15 protein-coding genes are annotated in these 14,438 nt (G+C 69.1%); 6 read left to right on the top strand and 9 right to left on the bottom strand.

The annotated features are described in order from the left end of the window. Nucleotides 1-21: 21 nt before the first annotated feature. On the bottom strand, nucleotides 22-1,824 hold the full coding sequence (arc, locus tag BLW75_RS04970) for a proteasome ATPase (protein WP_034306623.1): 1,803 nt from the start codon (nucleotides 1,822-1,824) through the stop codon (nucleotides 22-24). A gap of 362 nt (nucleotides 1,825-2,186) precedes the next feature. Here arc and BLW75_RS04975 point away from each other — a divergent pair, with 362 nt between their 5' ends. Next, nucleotides 2,187-3,008, top strand: coding sequence for a hypothetical protein (locus BLW75_RS04975; RefSeq protein ID WP_034306622.1), 822 nt, complete (start codon nucleotides 2,187-2,189; stop codon nucleotides 3,006-3,008). A gap of 7 nt (nucleotides 3,009-3,015) precedes the next feature. Beyond that, on the top strand, nucleotides 3,016-3,471 hold the full coding sequence (locus tag BLW75_RS04980; RefSeq protein WP_091596802.1) for a hypothetical protein: 456 nt from the start codon (nucleotides 3,016-3,018) through the stop codon (nucleotides 3,469-3,471). Between the two features lie 109 nt (nucleotides 3,472-3,580). On the opposite strand, the gene BLW75_RS04985 is transcribed toward BLW75_RS04980, so the two are convergent. After that, a complete protein-coding gene (locus BLW75_RS04985) occupies nucleotides 3,581-4,405 on the bottom strand; it encodes a tRNA (adenine-N1)-methyltransferase (protein WP_034306621.1) in 825 nt (274 codons plus the stop codon). A gap of 96 nt (nucleotides 4,406-4,501) precedes the next feature. Next, complete coding sequence (locus BLW75_RS04990; RefSeq protein WP_091596805.1) at nucleotides 4,502-5,653, bottom strand: M50 family metallopeptidase; 1,152 nt, start codon at nucleotides 5,651-5,653, stop codon at nucleotides 4,502-4,504. Nucleotides 5,654-5,781: 128 nt separating this feature from the next. Here BLW75_RS04990 and BLW75_RS04995 point away from each other — a divergent pair, with 128 nt between their 5' ends. The 3 genes from BLW75_RS04995 to BLW75_RS05005 all read left to right on the top strand — a co-directional run bounded on the left by BLW75_RS04995 (nucleotide 5,782) and on the right by BLW75_RS05005 (nucleotide 8,491). Continuing rightward, nucleotides 5,782-6,675: a RecB family exonuclease gene (locus tag BLW75_RS04995; protein ID WP_034306618.1), complete on the top strand. Its 894-nt coding sequence runs from the start codon at nucleotides 5,782-5,784 to the stop codon at nucleotides 6,673-6,675. A gap of 27 nt (nucleotides 6,676-6,702) precedes the next feature. Beyond that, nucleotides 6,703-7,488: a thioesterase family protein gene (locus tag BLW75_RS05000; RefSeq protein WP_034306616.1), complete on the top strand. Its 786-nt coding sequence runs from the start codon at nucleotides 6,703-6,705 to the stop codon at nucleotides 7,486-7,488. Nucleotides 7,489-7,555: 67 nt separating this feature from the next. Continuing rightward, nucleotides 7,556-8,491 carry a ParA family protein gene (locus BLW75_RS05005; protein ID WP_034306615.1) on the top strand — a complete coding sequence of 312 codons (936 nt, stop codon included), beginning with the start codon at nucleotides 7,556-7,558 and terminating at the stop codon, nucleotides 8,489-8,491. Nucleotides 8,492-8,549: 58 nt separating this feature from the next. Here the strand turns inward: BLW75_RS05005 and hisG are convergent, their stop codons facing one another. From hisG to BLW75_RS05030, 5 genes are all read right to left on the bottom strand, one after another. Further along, complete coding sequence (gene hisG / locus BLW75_RS05010) at nucleotides 8,550-9,395, bottom strand: ATP phosphoribosyltransferase (protein WP_034306613.1); 846 nt, start codon at nucleotides 9,393-9,395, stop codon at nucleotides 8,550-8,552. 32 nt (nucleotides 9,396-9,427) lie between these two features. Continuing rightward, nucleotides 9,428-9,691, bottom strand: coding sequence for a phosphoribosyl-ATP diphosphatase (locus BLW75_RS05015; protein WP_034306611.1), 264 nt, complete (start codon nucleotides 9,689-9,691; stop codon nucleotides 9,428-9,430). Between the two features lie 72 nt (nucleotides 9,692-9,763). Then, nucleotides 9,764-10,255, bottom strand: coding sequence for a methylated-DNA--[protein]-cysteine S-methyltransferase (locus BLW75_RS05020; protein WP_034306609.1), 492 nt, complete (start codon nucleotides 10,253-10,255; stop codon nucleotides 9,764-9,766). 16 nt (nucleotides 10,256-10,271) lie between these two features. Beyond that, nucleotides 10,272-11,735: an AlkA N-terminal domain-containing protein gene (locus BLW75_RS05025; protein WP_034306607.1), complete on the bottom strand. Its 1,464-nt coding sequence runs from the start codon at nucleotides 11,733-11,735 to the stop codon at nucleotides 10,272-10,274. Between the two features lie 56 nt (nucleotides 11,736-11,791). After that, nucleotides 11,792-12,472: an HAD family hydrolase gene (locus tag BLW75_RS05030; RefSeq protein WP_091596808.1), complete on the bottom strand. Its 681-nt coding sequence runs from the start codon at nucleotides 12,470-12,472 to the stop codon at nucleotides 11,792-11,794. A 178-nt stretch (nucleotides 12,473-12,650) separates the two neighbouring features. Here BLW75_RS05030 and BLW75_RS05035 point away from each other — a divergent pair, with 178 nt between their 5' ends. Then, nucleotides 12,651-13,550 (top strand): PAC2 family protein, encoded by a 900-nt coding sequence (locus BLW75_RS05035; protein WP_034306604.1) that lies wholly within the window; start codon nucleotides 12,651-12,653, stop codon nucleotides 13,548-13,550. A gap of 58 nt (nucleotides 13,551-13,608) precedes the next feature. Here BLW75_RS05035 and BLW75_RS05040 read toward each other — a convergent pair whose 3' ends face one another. Beyond that, nucleotides 13,609-14,433, bottom strand: coding sequence for a metallophosphoesterase family protein (locus BLW75_RS05040; protein ID WP_034306603.1), 825 nt, complete (start codon nucleotides 14,431-14,433; stop codon nucleotides 13,609-13,611). Nucleotides 14,434-14,438: the final 5 nt, after the last annotated feature.

Genomic DNA, 14,438 nt, shown 5'->3' on the forward strand with positions numbered 1-14,438 from the left:
GAAGGGCCCTTTCGGCTTGCCCTACAGGTACTGACCGGTGTTCGTGGCGGTGTCGATCGCCCGCCCCGAATCCTGGTTCTTGCCGGTGACGAGCGTGCGGATGTACACGATCCGCTCGCCCTTCTTGCCGGAGATCCGGGCCCAGTCGTCCGGGTTGGTGGTGTTGGGCAGGTCCTCGTTCTCCGCGAACTCGTCGACGATCGCGTCCAGCAGGTGCTGCACGCGCAGGCCGGGCTGCTGGGTCTCCAGCACCGACTTGATCGCCGACTTCTTCGCCCGGTCCACGATGTTCTGGATCATCGCGCCCGAGTTGAAGTCGCGGAAGTACAGGACTTCCTTGTCACCGTTGGCGTAGGTGACCTCGAGGAACCGGTTTTCGTCCGTCTCCTCGTACATCCGCTCGACCGTGTGCTGGATCATCGCGTCGAACGTCGCCCTGCGGTCCCCGCCGAACTCGGCGAGGTCGTCCGCGTGGATGGGCAGGCCATCGGACAGGTACTTGGAGAAGATGTCCTTCGCGCCTTCGGCGTCCGGACGCTCGATCTTGATCTTGACGTCGAGCCGGCCCGGCCGCAGGATCGCCGGGTCGATCATGTCCTCGCGGTTGGAGGCGCCGATGACGATGACGTTCTCCAGGCCTTCCACACCGTCGATCTCCGAAAGCAGCTGCGGGACGATCGTGGTCTCCACGTCGGAGGACACGCCCGAACCGCGGGTGCGGAAGATCGAGTCCATCTCGTCGAAGAACACGATCACCGGGGTGCCTTCGGAGGCCTTTTCCCGAGCCCGCTGGAAGATCAGGCGGATATGCCGCTCGGTCTCCCCGACGAACTTGTTCAGCAGTTCCGGACCCTTGATGTTCAGGAAGTAGGACTTCCCGTCCGCCGCGTCGCCGCGGGCTTCCGCGACCTTCTTGGCGAGCGAGTTGGCCACCGCCTTGGCGATGAGGGTCTTACCGCAGCCAGGAGGCCCGTAGAGCAGGACGCCCTTCGGCGGACGCAACTGGTACTCCTGGTAGAGATCAGCGTGCAGGAACGGAAGCTCGACGGCGTCGCGGATCTGCTCGATCTGCCGGGTCAGGCCACCGATGTCCTCGTACCGGACGTCGGGCACCTCCTCCAGCACGAGATCCTCGACCTCCGCCTTCGGCACGCGTTCGTAGGCGTAACCGGCTTTCGAGTCCACCAGCAGGGAATCGCCCGGCTTGAGGGGCTGTTCGGCCAGCGGATCGGAGAGCAGGACGACCCGCTCCTCGTCCGCGTGCCCGACCACGAGCGCACGGGGGCTGCCGCCCTCGACGTCCGGGGCCAGCACCTCGCGCAGCGCGCAGACCTCGCCGATCCGCTCGAAGTCACCGCCCTCGACGACGGTCAGTGCCTCGTTGAGCCGCAACGCCTGTCCGCGCTGAAGCGACGAGACCTCGACCGCGGGTGAGACCGAAACCCGCATTTTGCGGCCCGCGGTGAACACGTCCACCGTGTTGTCCTCGTACGCGGTGACGAACACGCCGTAACCGCTCGGAGGCTGGGCCAGCCTGTCGACCTCCTCTCGCAACGCGAGCAACTGGCCACGCGCCTCGCGGAGCGTCTCGACCAGTTTCGTGTTGCGTTCCGTGAGTTGGCTCACTCGTTCCGACGCCTCGGCGAGTCGCTGCTCCAGCACTCGGTTCTGACGTGGCGAATCGGTGAGCTTCCGGCGCAGCAGGGCGACTTCCTCCTCGAGGAAGCGGACTTGACGTGCCTGCTCGTCGGACGTGATTCCAGCTCCGGTCGTTTCTGAAGGGTCGGCCTCCTCGCGCCGACCTCCGGGAAGGTCATGATGCATCGGGCACCTCCTCGGAGTGCTTTTCATTCCACGGTACCGGCGATCACCGACAATAAAAGGCCTTTCCGCATCACAAGATCGGCGCGTCGCGTTCCGGACGGCCCGCCAGCACGTACCTTCGCGCCGCGCAAGAGGCCATCCCGGTGCCGGGTCCGGCGCACTCATGGTCACAATCCGTCCACCTGGCCTGACCTGCGGCGGAATACCCGGCTCCGTCCGGGTGCAAACGGGATTCCGGTATCAGTTCGGCCCTAATCGAGCGGCGATCCGGCTCGATGGCTAGCATCGGGCGACGTTCGCCGGGGAGGCGGACCCGCAGGTCATGTTGAGCATTTTCGCAGAACAGCTAGGGGGCACCAGCCATGACTTACCCGCCGCAGCAGCCCGGCGGCTACGGACAAGATCCGTACGGCCAACAGGGCGGGTACCCGCAGAGCGGCCCCCAGCCGCAACAGGGATACCCCGGTGGCGGCCAGTACGGACAGGACCCGTACGGCCAGCAGCAAGGCGGCTATCCGCAGAGCGGTCCTCAGCCCCAGCAGGGATACCCCGGCGGCACGCAGCAGTTCGGCCAGCCGGATCCGTACGGGCAGCAGGGCGGCTACAACGCCTACCCGCAGGAAGGCGGGTTCGGCGGCGGAGAGCCACCCAAGAAAAAGAAGACCGGCCTGATCGTCGGCATCGCGATCGGCGCGGTCGTTCTCGTCGGTGGTGGTGTCACCGCACTGGTCATCGCGCTGAACTCGGGTGACGACAACCCGACCGCCGCGCCGCCCACCAGCAGCGCCGCCCCGTCGGCAGCGCCGTCCTCGTCGTCGCAGAAGCCGAGCTCGACCCGGACGAGGTCCAGCTCGCCCAGCACGTCGTCGACCAAGAGCTCAGGTCCGGCGCCCGGCGGCAAGGCCACGCCGCAGGAAGTCTTCGAAAGCGCCGCGACCTCCTACAGCGCGGGTGACAAGAAGACGTTCCTCGACCTGATCTGCCGTAGCGAGAACACCAAGGACGAGGGCAAGCCGCTCGACCCCATCAAGCTCGAGATCACCGAGCCCGCCAAGGAAAGCGGCGACCGGGCGACCGGCCGTTACCGCGCCACCCAGGGCACCAAGATGGCGGAGGGCACGATCACGGCGGCCAAGGAATCGAACCTGTGGTGCCTCAAGGACATCAAGGCCGACAAGAAGTGACCTGTCCGTGACGGTGAGCCACAAGCTGACCGCCGTGGCGGTGGTTTGTGGCGCGGTCGCGGCCGGGGTCGTGGTGGGGCTGCTCCTGGTGGCCCCCTCCGGCTCCGACCCGGCCGCGTCGAACACCGGCACGCCTGCACCACCGCCCGCTTCGTCCCGTCCGGTTCCGGTGGATCCGGACGTGGCGGCGGTCGAGGTGGTCGGCAAGGCGATCGCCGCGGCCATCGTCAACCACGACGCGACCGCGTTCGGGAAACTCACCTGCGTCCAGCAGTCGTCGGCCGATCTGGCCGAACTCGGCCGGAAATGGTCGGCGGCGGGCAAGGTGACCGCGACCGTCCCTGATCCGCCGGTGGTCAGCGGCGACTCCGCCACCGTGACCGTCCACGTCGAAGGCGTCGGCGGGCAGAAGGACACGCCGTTTCCGCTCAAGAAGCAGGGCGGGAAATGGTGCGTGCCCTGACATTCCGGGGTGGCGTTTCGGGTCCGCAGTACGTGAAGGCCCCCTTCACTGCGCCTGGCGCAGTGAAGGGGGCCTTCACGTACTGCCAGGTCTGCCGGGAGCCGTCCGATCAGCCCTTGCCGGAGCGGCGGTGCACCCGCGGCGAAACGGTGCCGTCCGCCAGGCGGCGCGCCGTCAGCAGGAACGCGGTGTGCGCGACCATCCGATGGTCCGGCCGCACCGCGAGGCTCACGACGTGCCAGGGCCGCATGAGGGTCTCCCACGATTCCGGCTCGGTCCAGCACTGCTGGTCCCGCAAGGCTTCCGTGATCCGCGAAAGTTGTGTGACCGTCGCCACATAGACCGTGAGCACGCCGCCCGGCACCAGATGCGCGGCGACCGTCTCCAACTGGTCCCAGGGCGCCAGCATGTCGAGGACGACGCGGTCGACCTCGCCGGTGTGCGTCGACAGGTCCGCGACCGTCAGCGACCAGTTGTCCGGCTTGTGGCCGAAGAACTTCTCGACGTTCCGCTCGGCGTGTTCGGCGTGGTCGTCCCGGATCTCGTAGGACTGCACGGTCCCTTCCGCACCGACCGCCCGCAGCAGCGAACAGGTCAGCGCGCCGGAGCCGGCACCCGCCTCGAGCACTCGGGCGCCCGGAAAGATGTCGCCCCACATCACGATCTGCGCGGCGTCCTTCGGGTAGATCACCTGCGCGCCTCGCGGCATCGACAACACGTAGTCCGGCAGCAGCGGGCGAAGCGCCAGATAGTGGCTGCCGCCGGCCGAAGTGACGACCGAACCCTCCTGCGCACCGATCACGTCGTCGTGCGCCAGCGCACCGCGATGGGTGTGATACTGCTGTCCCTCGGCGAGGACCATGGTGTAGTGCCGCCCCTTGGAGTCGGTCAGCTGAACCCGGTCACCAACACGAAACGGCCCTCGGACCGACACTGAACCTCCATACGCGCGAATGCTGAGCCATGCCGTCCTCGGCGGGAAGGAGTACCTCGGACGGGACGACCGATCCTCGCAGGTGGCCGCACCGCGCTACGCCGGGGGTCGGCTCCGGGTCAGCGCGGCGCGCAGGTCTTCGCGCCTGAGCACCCCCGCGGGCCTGCCTTCGTCGTCCACCACGAGGAACTGCCACGCGGCCGTTTCCCGGACCCGCTCGGCGATCTCCTCCCCCGACTCCGACGAAAGCAGCACGGTGTCGGCGCGGATCGGCTCCGCGGCCATCTCCGCGGGCGCGTGCGGCGACGTTCCGGCGAGCTGTGCCGCGGCCGTCTCGTCGAGCAGGCCCGCCGCGACGCCGTCGGCACGAACCAGGACCACCCCGCGGCCCGCCGAAGCGGCCAGCGCGTCCGAGACGGGGCTTTCCGCCGGAAGTTGGAGAACAGGGCGGACGAGTTCGCTCAGCCGCACACCTTCGGGCCAGCCGCGGCGTGTTTCGGCGGCGAGTTCGCTTCGGGCGCCGAGGATCACGAACCACGCCGTCACCACGCAGACACCGAGCCGGAGCCAGCGGTCCTCACTGCCCGCGGCCAGCCCCCACAGCGCCCAGACGACCAGTCCCGCGGCGACGACACCGCCACCGACGACCGCCGCCCGCGTGCCCCGCTCACGGCGGCCGGTCGCCGCCCAGACCCCGGCGCGGACCAGCCTGCCGCCGTCGAGCGGAAGCCCCGGCAGGAGATTGAAGATCCCGACGGCGAAGTTCGCGACCGCGCATTCGGCGATGAGCAGCCAAGCCGCGCTTTCCGGCGGGACGGCGAACATGAGCAGACCGCAGAAACCGCCCAGCAGCAGCGAAACGATCGGTCCCGCGGCGGCGACGAGCCCTTCCTGCCTCGGCTCGCGGGGTGTCCTGGCGACCTCGGAAAGGCCGCCGAGCAGGAACAGCCGCAGGCGCCGGACCGGGATGCCGAGCCGCAGCGCGACCAGGCAGTGCCCGAGTTCGTGGGCGAGCACCGAAAGTCCGAGAAGGACCGCGAACGCGGCCGCCAGCAGCCACGAGGTCAGCGTCGTCGCGCCGGGCAGGAACCGCTCGACCAACGGTGTGTAGAGCACCACGATGATCAGGGAGCCGACCCACCACGAAGGGGCCAGCAGCACGGGGATCCCGGAGACGCGGAACAGCAGGAGCCCGCCCTCTGGTGCCACGCCTCGTCGAGGCGGGCCCTGCTCACCCGTCACCGCCATGTGTCAGAGCGTAGATGCCCAGGTGTGGGGTGCCGGTAACCCGCCCTTCCCGTCCGGGTGGTGTCGGTCATGCCGCTCCGGTGCGTTGCGGTCCCGAAACCGTCGGTGCCCGGCGATACGCTCCTCCCATGCCCGACACCGACACGGTCACCGCCGATCCGCCGCCCGGCGCCGAAGTCCCGCGCCGTCGGCCGGCCCTGTCCCCGTCGCGTGCCAGCGACTTCAAACAGTGCCCGCTGCTCTACCGCTTCCGCGCGGTCGACAGACTGCCCGAGATCCCGACGAAGGCCCAGCTGCGCGGCACGCTGGTGCATTCCGTGCTGGAGCGCCTGTTCTCCCTTCCCCAAGCCGATCGCACTCCTCCGCAGGCCAAAGAGCTGCTCGCGCCGGCTTGGGAGGACCTGTCCGCGGAACGTCCGGAATGGATCGAGCTGTTCGACCAGGACGATCCCGACGCCGTCACGTCGTGGCTCTCGTCGGCCGAGCAGCTCGTCGACACCTACTTCGGCCTCGAAGATCCGCGCCGGCTGGAGCCCGAGGCGTGCGAGCTGCACGTCGAGATCGAGCTGGGCTCAGGAGTTCTGCTTCGAGGCTACGTCGACAGGCTGGACGTCGCGCCTACCGGCGAGATCCGGGTCGTCGACTACAAGACCGGCGCCGCGCCCCGCGAGATCGGCGAGGCCAAGGCGATGTTCCAGATGAAGTTCTACGCCGTGGTCCTCTGGCGGCTTCGCGGCGTCGTGCCACGCCAGCTGAAACTGATGTACCTCACCGACGGGCAGTCCCTGGCCTACACGCCCGACGAGGGTGAGCTGATCCGCTTCGAGCGCACGCTGGAGGCGATCTGGCAGGCGATCCTCAAAGCGGGCAAGACCGGTGATTTCCGCCCGAATCCGAGCAAACTCTGCGCGTGGTGTGATCACCAGGCGCTCTGCCCGCAGTACGGCGGCACTCCCCCGCCGTATCCCGGCTGGCCGGAGCCGGATCCCGGCGAAGAGTCCGTATTGGACCGTGCGGATTAGAGTGCTCTTTGCCCTTAGAGTGCCCTTGTGACAGAAGCCTTCTACATGCCGTCGGGTGACGGCGTCTTTCTCCCGACCCCGCATACCGCAGGCCCTTGGACCCCGGACGCACAGCACTTCGGGCCGCCCTCGGCGTTGCTGGTCCGCGCGCTCGAAGAGGTCGAAGCGCCGCACGCGAGCCAGCTGGCACGGGTGACGGTCGAGATCCTCGGGCCCGCGCCGCTGAAGGAGCTTTCGGTGCGGGCGTGGGTGGAGCGGCCGGGCCGGTCGGTCGAATGGCTGGTCGCCGAGCTCGCCCATGGGGAGCGGGTCGTCGCCCGTGCGTCGGCGTGGCGGATCGCGACTTCGGACACCACGGCGGTGGCCACCGCGGAAGGCCCGGCGCTGCCCTCGCCGGAGGGGCTGCCGGCGTCCTCCTGGCCGGAGGGCTGGCACGGCGGGTACCTCGACGCCGTCGAGTGGCGGCGGGTCAAGGGCGCGCTCGACGCGGCGGGGCCGGCGACCGTCTGGGGCCGTCAGCGCGTGGCGCTCGTCGACGGGGAGAAGCCGAGCCCGCTGCAGCGGCTGTTCGTCCTGGCGGACTCGGGCAACGGGATCTCGAACTTCCTGGATCCGCGTGAGTGGTGGTTCATCAACTCCGAGCTGACGGTGCACCTCCGCCGCCCGCCGCTGGGCGACTGGATCGGCGTCGACGCGGCCACCCTGGTCGGCCCGAACGGCATCGGGACGGCGACCACCACGCTGCACGACGCCTCGGGCCCGCTCGCCTCCGGCGCTCAGGCTCTCCTGGTGCGACCGCGACAGGCGGGCTGATAGACGCGCTTTCTCGGCGGGTTTCCAATAGCCTTCCCGGAACAACAGACACAGGGAGCGCTTCGGCATGCAGATCACCTCGGTGGTCAACCAGAAAGGCGGGGTCGGCAAGACCTCACTCAGCGTGGGCGCGGCGGCCGCACTGGCCGAACGCGGTCGCCGGGTGCTGCTGATCGACCTCGACCCACAGGGCCACGCGACCACCGAACTCCTCGGGCTGGACGAGGTGGCGCACGACATGCCCAGCCTGGCCAAAGCCCTGACCAAGGTGTGGAAGGGGCCCATCGAGGAACTCGCCGTGCGGCATCCGCGCAGCAACCTCGGCAGAGGCGGCGCGTTCGACGTCATCCCGACCTCACCGGGCATGTTCGACCTGATCCGGCGGCTGGACCAGTTCCGCGTACCCGGCTGGCAGCTGGCCAGGGTCATCCAGTTCGCGAACTACGACCACATCATCATCGACTGCCCGCCCGCGCTCGACGTCCTGACCAACAACGCGCTCGCCGCTTCACACGGCATCCTCGTGCCGGTGCAGCCGGACCGGACGAGTATCCGCGCGCTGCGCCTGCTCGCGGACCAGGTGCGTTACGTCGAACAGACCGTCGGCCGTCCGCCGATCGCCTACTACGGCCTCGTACCCGGTCTGTACCGCCGCCCGATCTCGCACTACGCGGCGGCGGCGTTGCAGGAGCTGTACGCGTTCGGGATCCCGATGCTGTCGCACGTCCCGCTCGGCGTCGTGATGAACGAGGCCGCCGCGCACGGCGTCCCGGTGACGACGTACGCGCCGGAAACCTTGCAGGCGCTGTCGTTCCGGGAGATCGCGGCGACACTGGACGGCTACCTGCAGAACCATCCGGCCGCGGCGATCGTGCCCGCGGACGAGGAGTTCGTCTTCGAGGACTTCATCACCGAGGTGTCGGTGACGCGCAGCGCGAAGGACAACGGGGCTCGCAAGAAGCTCTACGACCTGATGCCCAAGAAGCCCAACCGTCCCCGCTGACACCTTGAGCTCGTGAGTGGTAAGGACGGTTAGAACCGTCCTTACCACTCACGACGCCTCAGAGGCGGCAGGCCCGGATGTCCGAAGCCAGGACGGCCTTGGCGCCGGTCTCCGCGAGTTCGTCCATGATCCGGTTGACCTCCTTGCGCGGCACCATCGCCCGCACGGCCACCCAGTCTTCGTCCGCCAGCGGCGCGACGGTCGGCGACTCGAGCCCCGGCGTGATCGCGATGGCCGCGTCCAGCAGGGACCGCGGGCAGTCGTAGTCCAGCATCATGTAGTGCTGGGCGAAGACGACACCCTGGAGCCGTGCCTTCAGCTGGTCCTTCGGCCGGGTGTGCTCGGTGCCGGCCCGCTGCAGCAGTACCGCCTCCGACACGCAGATCGGATCCCCGAAGGCCACGAGGTTGTGCTGGCGCAACGAACGGCCGGACTCGACGACGTCCGCGATGGCGTCGGCGACGCCGAGCTGGATCGAGATCTCGACGGCGCCGTCGAGGCGGATGACCTCCGCCTCCACCCCGTGCTGCTTCAGGTTCTCGCGCACGAGGCGCGGGTACGACGTCGCGAGCCGCTTGCCGTGCAGGTCTTCGGCCTTCCACTCCCGGCCCGCGGGCGCGGCGTACCGGAAGGTGGAACCGCCGAAGCCGAGGCCGAGGATCTCTTCGACCGGGGCGCCGGAGTCGAGTGCGAGGTCGCGGCCGGTGATGCCGAGATCCAGCTCGCCGGACCCGACGTAGATCGCGATGTCCTTGGGGCGCAAGAAGAAGAACTCGACCTCGTTGACCGTGTCGAGCACGGTCAAGTCGCGAGCCTCATGTCGCCTGCGGTAGCCGGCCTCTCCGAGCATCTCCGACGCGGCGGCGGCGAGGGCTCCCTTGTTCGGCACGGCGACACGCAGCATTGCTTCTCCTTGGTTCTCCGGACGCGAAGGCGTCACAGGTACCGGTACACGTCCTCTGTCGACAGTCCTCGGCCGAGCATGAGCACCTGTACGCGGTACAGCAGCTGTGAGATCTCCTCGGCGAGCCTGTCGTCGGATTCGTGCTCGGCGGCGATCCACACCTCGCCCGCCTCTTCGAGCACCTTCTTGCCCTGCGCGTGCACTCCCGCGTCGAGCGCGGCGACGGTGCCGGAACCGTCGGGCCGCGTGCGGGCGCGGTCGGCAAGCTCGGCGAACAGCTCATCGAAGGTCTTCACAGTCTGGAGATCCTTCCATCCGCGCCCGCGCCGCGCTGCCCCGGGCCGGTGTGGTGCCGGTCGCGTCACACTTCAGAACAGCGCCGCGCCACCTCGCTCGAAGTCGAGCAGCTGCCGCTTCCGTTGGACGCCGCCGCCGTAACCGGTGAGATCGCCGTTGGAACCGATCACCCGATGGCACGGCACGATGATGCTGATCGGGTTCTTCCCGTTCGCGAGCCCGACCGCGCGCGACGCGCTGGGCCTGCCGAGCCGGTCGGCGAGCTGGCCGTAGGAGACCGTCTCGCCATACGGGATCCCGAGCAGTCCTTCCCAGACCATCTGCTGGAACGCGGTGCCGCCGAAGCTCAGCGGAAGATCGAAATTCGTCCGCTGACCGGCGAAGTACTCCTTCAGTTGTTTCTCGGTGTCCACGAAGATCCGTGAACCCGGGTCCGGATGGCCGAACGTCTCCTCGGCCGGGCGATGCCGCTGCTGGACCATGTACACCCCGCAGAGGCTTTCGCCTTCCGCGACCAGGGTCAGCTTGTCGTACGGGCTGTCGATGACGGTGTGCGTGCGCATGGCGTTCCTCGGAAATTCAGGCGGCGGGCAGCCGGTTGATCGGGTGATCTCCGGTCGCCCAGAGGTGTTGGACGGCGTAGGCGCGCCACGGACGCCAGCGTTCGGCGTGCGTGGCGAACGCGGCCGGGCCCAGCCCGAGCCCCTTCGCGGCGACCTTGACGCCGAGGTCGGTCGGCAGGAAGGCGTCCGGATCACCGAGCGAGCGCATCGCGATGCTCTCGACGGTCCACGGGCCGAAACCGGGCAGCGCGTGCAACCGCTCGCGGGCTCGCTGCCAGTCACTTCCCGCGCCGAGGTCGAGGTCGCCTTCGTTCAGCTCGGCCACGAGACCGAGCAGAGTCCGCTTGCGGCTCTGCGGCATCGCGAGGCTTTCCGGATCGATGTCCGCGAGCGCGGCGGCGTCCGGGAAGAGGTGCGTGAGGCCGCCGTCCGGGTCGTCGACGGGGGCGCCGTGCGCGAGGACCAGGCGGGCGGCGTGGGTGCGGGCCGCGGCGGTGGACACCTGTTGGCCCAGTACGGCGCGGACGGCGAACTCGTCACCATCGACCGTCCTCGGCACCCGTCTGCCCGGCGCGGCGGCCACAAGCGGCTCGAGCAACGGGTCCGTCGCCAAAGCCTCGTCGACCGCGACCGGGTCCGCGTCGAGGTCGAGCAGGCGACGGCAACGGCTGATCGCGGTCGAGAGATCCCGCAGGTCCGAGAGCGTGAGCCGGCAGCCGATGTAGCCGTCCCCCGGCTTGAGCGCGACGACGGCGGGGCCGTGCGGGAGCCGCAGCGTCCGGCGGTACGCGCCGTCGCGCCATTCTTCGACGCCGGGGACGCCTGTCGCGACCAGATGCCCGAACAGGTTGTCCGGGAACAACGGCTTCCGGTACGGCAAGCGCAGGCTCAGCGTTCCGGGCGCGATGGCAGGCGCCGTGCGGACCCGGGCCCGCAACTCCGTCGGCGACAGGGCGAAGACCTCTCGCACCGTGTCGTTGAAGGTGCGGACGCTGCCGAAGCCCGCGGCGAGGGCGACGTCGATCATCGACAGACCGGTCGTCTCGATGAGCAGCCGCGCGGTCTGCGCCCGCTGGGCGCGGGCGAGGCTGAGCGGACCGGCGCCGAGTTCGGCGCGCACATGGCGCTCCACCTGCCGGACGCTGTAGCCCAGCCGGGCGGCCAGCCCGCTCACGCCGTCGGTGTCGACGACGCCGTCGGCGATCAGCCGCATCGCCCTGGCCACCAGGTCCGCGCGCTCGTTCCACTGCGGCGAGCCCGGGCTCGCGTCCGGACGGCAGCGCTTGCAGGCGCGGAACCCGGCCTCCTGCGCGGCCGCCGCGCTCGGATAGAACGTCATGTTCTCCGGTTTGGGCGGGACCACCGGGCAACTGGCCCGGCAGTAGATCCGCGTCGTCAGGACCGCGGTGAAGAACCAGCCGTCGAACCGGGCGTCCTTCGACTGGACCGCCCAGACGCAGCGTTCGAAATTCTCATGCACCCGGCAAGCATCACCGACCGCACGGGGCGGGGTCTAGCGGAAATGCGACATGGCGGTCAGGGCAGGAGCGCGGTCAGCGACGGCACGTCGAGACCCACCAGCGACGAGCGGAACACGCGCCGTTCACCCGGTTCGACGTCGACGTCGTTCGGGATCACCACCACCGTGCAGCCCGCCGCGGCCGCGGAAGCCGCGCCCGGCGGTGAATCCTCGATCGCGACACACCGGGATGCCGGGACTCCCAGCAACTCCGCGGCCAGCTGATACGGCCTGGCGTTCGGCTTGTTCAGACCATCGACTTCGTCGCCGCAGACCGTGGCGGCGAAGTGCTCGCGGCCGATGGTGTTGAGCGCGAGTTCGGTCAGCGACCGTTCGGTGGAAGTGACCAGGGCCATCGGGACACCGTTGTCGCGCAACAGTTCGAGCAGTTCCTGTGCGCCGGGGCGCCACGGGAGCGGGCCGTCGAACAGATTCGCCGTGCGGCGGCGGATCCACTCCCCCATCTCCGTGATCGACTCGGGTGTGACAGGCCTGCCGCAGACCTCGAGGAGGAACGCGGCCGTGTCGTCCATATTGGACCCGACGAGACTCAGGCGCTGTTCCTCGGTCAGGGTGCCGCCGAGGCTTTCGACGGCCTCGTAGAGCGCGACGTCCCACAGCTTCTCCGAGTCGACCAGCGTGCCGTCCATATCCCACAGCACGGCGGCGAGTCCGTCCAGTGTGGACGGTTCGGTCACGGTTCCCCCTCACGATCGGATGGACCTTCTCCGGGCCCACGGTAGCCGAGACGGATTCACGTCGGCGGCGAGGTGGCTGCCCGAAATGTCCTGTACGACGGTTGGGTACGGTTCCTCCCAGCGAAACGCCACCGGACATGCCCAACGCCACACGGTCGCCTGGTCGTAGGCTGGTCCGGTGAGTGAGCCCGTCGACGAGACCCAGCGGCCCGGCCGCGACCACCCGGATGACACCAAGCCGATCATGATCGTCGCCTTCGAAGGATGGAACGACGCAGGTGACGCGGCCAGCCGGGCGGTCGAGCATCTCCAGCTCAACTGGGATGCGACACCGCTGAGCGAGCTGAGTCCTGACGAGTACTACGACTTCCAGGTCAGCAGACCGACCGTACGCATGGTGGACGGCGTCACCCGAAGGGTCGACTGGCCGACCACGCGGCTCTCGGTGTGCCGCCCGGAAGGCTTCAGCCGCGACATCGTGCTGGTCCAGGGGCCGGAACCGAACATGCGGTGGCGCGCCTTCTGCGGCGAACTGCTGGAGCACATCCAGCAACTCGAAGTCGCCACGGTCGTCACCCTCGGCGCGCTCCTAGCCGACACCGCGCACACTCGTCCTGTCCCGGTCACCGGGACGGCGTACGACAAGGACACCGCTTCGCAGTTCGGCCTGGAGCTGAACAACTACCAGGGACCGACCGGCATCGTGGGAGTCCTGCAGGACTACTGCGTGCAGGCGGGCGTCCCGGCCGTGTCGATCTGGGCGGCCGTGCCGCACTACGTCTCGCACCCGCCGTCGCCCAAGGCCACGCTGGCGCTGCTGCACAAGCTCGAAGACGTCCTCGACGTCGAGATCCCGCTCGGCGCCCTGCCCGAGCAGGCCGAGGAGTGGCAGCGGACGGTCACCGAGATGGCCGAGGAGGACGAGGAGATCAGCGAGTACGTCCGGGGGCTCGAGGAGCGCGGCGACGCGGAGACCGAGTTCACGCTGGACGACGTGAGCGGGGACAAGATCGCGGCCGAGTTCGAGCGGTACCTGCGGCGGCGGCGTCCCGGCCAGGACGGTCCCGGACGCGGCTGAACCACCGGTCTCGTGAGTGGCTAGGACGGTTAGAACCGTCCTAGCCACTCACGAGGCGTCAGAAGATGCGCCGCAGCGGGATCGGCCCGCGCGACCGCTTCCGCCACTCACGCGGGTAACCGAGCGAAACCTCTTCGAAGCGCACTCCATCCGCCTCCGTGGAGCGCGGGATGTGCAGGTGCCCGTAGACGGCGACCTCCGCCCGGAAACGCCGGTGCCAGTCCTCGGTCTCCGTCGTCCCACACCAGAGCGCGAATTCCGGGAAGTACAGCGGCTCGGTCGGGTGACGGTGCAGCGGCCAGTGCGACATGAGGATCGTCCCGTGGTCCTCGGGGATCGCCTCCAGCCGTTCCGTGCTGATCTTCACCCGGTCGGCGCACCACGCCTGCCTGCTGGGATAGGGGTCCGGGTGCAGGAAGAACTCGTCCGTGCACAGCACGCCGGCCTCACGCGCCTGCTCGATGGCCGCCAGCATCGGCAGGCCGTCGGCGGCGGGGGTGCGCCAGCTGTAGTCGTACAGCACGAACAGCGGGGCGATCGTCAGCGGCTTCTCCTGGTGTTCCCACACCGGATACGGGTCCTCCGGGGTGAGGACGTCGATCTCGCGGCAGCGCTCGACCAGGTGCTCGTAGCGTGCCTGTCCCCGCAGCTGACATTCATCCTTCTGGGTGGTCCACAGCTCGTGGTTTCCGGGCACCCAGACGACCTTCGCGAAGCGTTCACGCAAGGTCTTGAGCACCCCGATCACGGATTCGGCGCGTTCGGCGACGTCACCGGCCACGAGCAGCCAGTCGTCGGGGGTACGGGGGACGACCTCGTCGACGAGCGGGGCGTTGCCCTCATGGGTGACGTGGAGGTCGCTGGTGGCGAAGAGATGCGGCACTCCAC

This window comes from Amycolatopsis lurida, from assembly GCF_900105055.1.
Taxonomy (GTDB): Bacteria; Actinomycetota; Actinomycetes; order Mycobacteriales; family Pseudonocardiaceae; genus Amycolatopsis; species Amycolatopsis lurida.